Annotated in this window: 1 pseudogene; it reads left to right on the plus strand. The window is 40.5% G+C overall.

Going from position 1 to position 3,803, the window contains the following annotated elements:
• A pseudogene (locus ACFILW_RS09020) lies at positions 1–3,803 on the plus strand (hypothetical protein); the annotation flags it as partial.

The raw sequence follows: 3,803 nt of genomic DNA on the forward strand, positions 1-3,803 counted from the left end.
AGTAGAATTACGTTTCTAGCAAATGGTGAGATTAGCGCTAAATCAACGGATGCTGTAACGGGTGGTCAGCTTTATTCGCTGAACGAACAACTTGCAACTTATTTTGGTGGTGGTGCAGGTTATGATAAAGAGGGCAAATGGAAAGCACCGGATTTCAAGATCAAGCAGTTTGGTGAGGATGGTACTTCTTTTGACAAGAATTATCAGAATGTAGCAGATGCACTTGCAGGTGTTGGAAGTTCTATCACGAATGTTCAGAATAAATTGACCGAACAGGTTAATAATGTGATTACCAAAGTGGAAAGCGAGAGCTTTGTTCAGCAAGATAAGACAACGAGTCGTCTCACTATTGGTGCAAAAGTAGGTGGCGCAGAAATCAATATTGCAAATGAAAGCGGTGGGGATCGGATAATTTCTGGTGTTGGTGAAGCAAAGAACAATAATGACGCTGTTAACAAAAGCCAGCTTGATAGCAATATCAAGAATGTCAATGATAATGTAACAAATAAGTTTAGCGAACTTACTAAAAACATAACGAATATTACTCAGCAAGTTAAAGGTGATGCTTTGTTATGGAATGATGAAGCCAATGCCTTTGTAGCACGTCATGAAAAGAGCAAAGAAGAAAAAGGCAGAGCTGTAGCCACTCAAGATAACAGCAAAATTACGTTTCTTTTAGATGGTGATGTTTCTAAAGATTCAACGGATGCTGTCACGGGTGGACAGCTTTATTCGCTGAACGAACAACTTGCAACCTATTTTGGTGGAGGTGCTGGCTATGATGAGAAAGGACAATGGAAAGCTCCAAGTTTTAAGGTTAAGACAGTTAAGGATGATGGTAAATCTGAAGAGATAGACTATGGCAATGTGGCGGATGCTTTGGCTGGAGTTGGTAATTCTTTCACAAATATTAGAAATGAGATTAGCAAAGAGATTAATAATGAGATTACCAATGTGAAAGGTGATAGCCTTGTTAAGCAGGATAGGATGGGTCTTATTACCATTGGTGCGGAAAGAGGTGGCAATAAAATCAATATTTTAAATCGTGATGGTGCTGCTCGAATTCTTTCTGGTGTTAAGGCAGCGCAAAATGGGGACGAGGCAGTCAATAAAGCGCAGCTTGATGCAAGTCTGAAGGATCTTTCCAGCAGCCTTCAGTCAGAAGATTCAGCAGTGGTTCTCTACGATAAAAAAGAAGGCGGAATAGTTGACTATAGCAGTGTGACTTTAGGTAAAGGTAAGGATGCAGAACCAGTTGCACTTCATAATGTCAAAGATGGTGTCATTGGTGAGAGTTCACATGATGCGATTACGGGTGGACAACTTCATATCATCACAGATGATTTATCAAAGATTTTAGGTGGCGATGTATCCTTTGATGGCAAAAACTATAAAGGACCAAAGTATGATTTATCGACAGTTTCTAAAGACGGTGAGGTAACAGATAAATCGCATACCGATGTTGGTTCTGCCTTTAAAGGACTTGATGATAATATCAAGAATGTGAATCAGCGTATTAAGGAAGTCTCAGAAGGGGTTGCACAAGATTCTTTATCATGGAGTAATGAAAGTAACGCCTTTGTAGCACAGCATAAAACGGAAGAAGGTAAAAAGGAAAACAGCAAGCTTACATCACTTGCGGCTGGCTCTATAGTATCAGGCTCGAATGATGCGGTTACGGGAGGTCAGCTTCATACCATAGCTTCTGATTTATCAAAGATTTTAGGTGGCAGCGTGTCCTTTGATGGTGAGAAGTTTAAAGATCCCACTTATACGGTGTCGAAAGTTTCTGAAGCTGGTGAAGTAACAAGCGAATCCTATAATGATGTAGGCTCTGCTTTTGCAGGAATTGATACGAACTTCATAAATGTGAATAAACATCTGTCTAATGAGGTCAAAAAGTTTAATGAAAAACTAAGTAATATTACGCAAGAAGTTCAAGGCGATGCTTTGTTGTGGAGTGATGCTGAAGGGGCCTTTGTGGCACAGCATGGAAAAGAAGATAAAAGAGCGAGCAGCAAGATTAAACATCTTGCCAACGGAGACGTTAGTGGAACTTCAAGCGATGCTATAGCAGGAAATCAGCTATATGCTCTAGGTGACAGTGTTGCGCAGTCTTTAGGTGGTCATGCTAGTTATGCCGGTGGCGCTTGGACAGCTCCAAGCTTCAAGATTAAGACCATTAATGAGGATGGTACTAAAGTTGAAGAGAAGAAGTATAATACTGTATCGGAAGCTTTTGAGGGTGTAGGAACATCTTTTGAGAATCTTCAAAAAGAGTTTACCCAAAACAACACGGAGATTACTGAAAATATTAAGCAAAATGCATTGTTGTGGAGTGATTCTGACAAGGCGTTTGTAGCAACACATGGAGAGAAGGAAAGCAAGAGTAAGATTACATTTCTTTCCAATGGAGAGGTCTCTGCAAGCTCAAGTGATGCGATCAATGGTTCTCAGCTTTTTGATACGAATAAGACTGTTGCAACTTATTTAGGTGGTGGCGCTGAATATAAAGAAGGTAAATGGACGAATCCTAAATTCACGGTCAAGACCTTTGATGCTGATGGTGGATCTAAGGATCAGAATTATCCTGATGTAGCGAGTGCTTTAACAGGGGTTGGTAGTTCTATCACGAATGTTAAAAATGAGATTACAAAACAAATTACCAATGAAATTGCCAATGTTAGAGGAGATAGCCTTGTTAAGAAAGATGCAGATACAAATCTTATCACTATTGGTAAAGAAGTAGAAGGCAGTGAAATCAATATAGCCAACAAGACTGGTACGGATCGGACTCTTTCAGGTATTGGTGAAGCAACAAAGGATAATGATGCCGTTAACAAGGGTCAGCTTGATGCAAGTCTGAAGGAACTTTCTACCAGCCTTCAATCTGATGATTCAGCTGTTGTTCATTACGATAAAAAAGATGGTGATAATGGCGACATTGATTACACGAGTGTGACTTTAGGTAAAGGTAAGGATAAGGCAGCTGTAGGTCTCCATAATGTTGCCGATGGTCAGATTGCCAAGGGTTCACGTGATGCAATCACGGGCGGTCAGATTAATAAAATCGGTGAGGATGTAGCTAAGTTTTTAGGTGGAGAAGCATCCTTTAAAGAGGGTGTTTTTACAGCTCCGACTTATAAAATCTCTAATGTTTCTGACGATGGTACAGTAACGACTAATTCACATAACGATGTTGGTAGCGCCTTTGCGGGTCTTGATACGAGTGTCAAGAATGTGAACACTCATCTGTCTAATGAGGTCAAAAAGTTTGATGAAAAACTAAGTAATATTACGCAAGCAGTTCAAGGCGATGCATTGTTATGGGGCAAGACTAAAGGTGCGTTTGTGGCAACGCATGGGGACAATAAAGAGAACAGCAAGCTTACATCACTTGCAGCTGGCTCTATAATATCAGGCTCGAGTGATGCGATTACGGGTGGACAGATTTATGATCTGCAAAAACAGTTTGCTGGCTATTTTGGTGGAGGTGCAGGTTATAATGAAAAGGGAGAATGGGTTGCACCTACCTTCAAGCTTAAAACCGTCAAGGATGATGGCAGCACTGGTGAGGAAAAGGTTTACAATAGTGTGGCGGAAGCATTTGCTGGTGTTGCGAGTTCTATCACGAATGTTCATAATGATGTGACTAATGTTGTCAGTGATAGCCTTGCCAAGCAGGATGAAAAGACAAAAGTTATCAATATTGGTACAGAAGTAGAAGGTACAGAACTCAATATTGCAAATAAAGACAAAGTAGATCGGACACTTTCCGGTGTGAAGGAAGCGGTGAAAGGTAA

The organism is Bartonella sp. TT110JLCBS (assembly GCF_042193405.1).
GTDB lineage: Bacteria > Pseudomonadota > Alphaproteobacteria > Rhizobiales > Rhizobiaceae > Bartonella.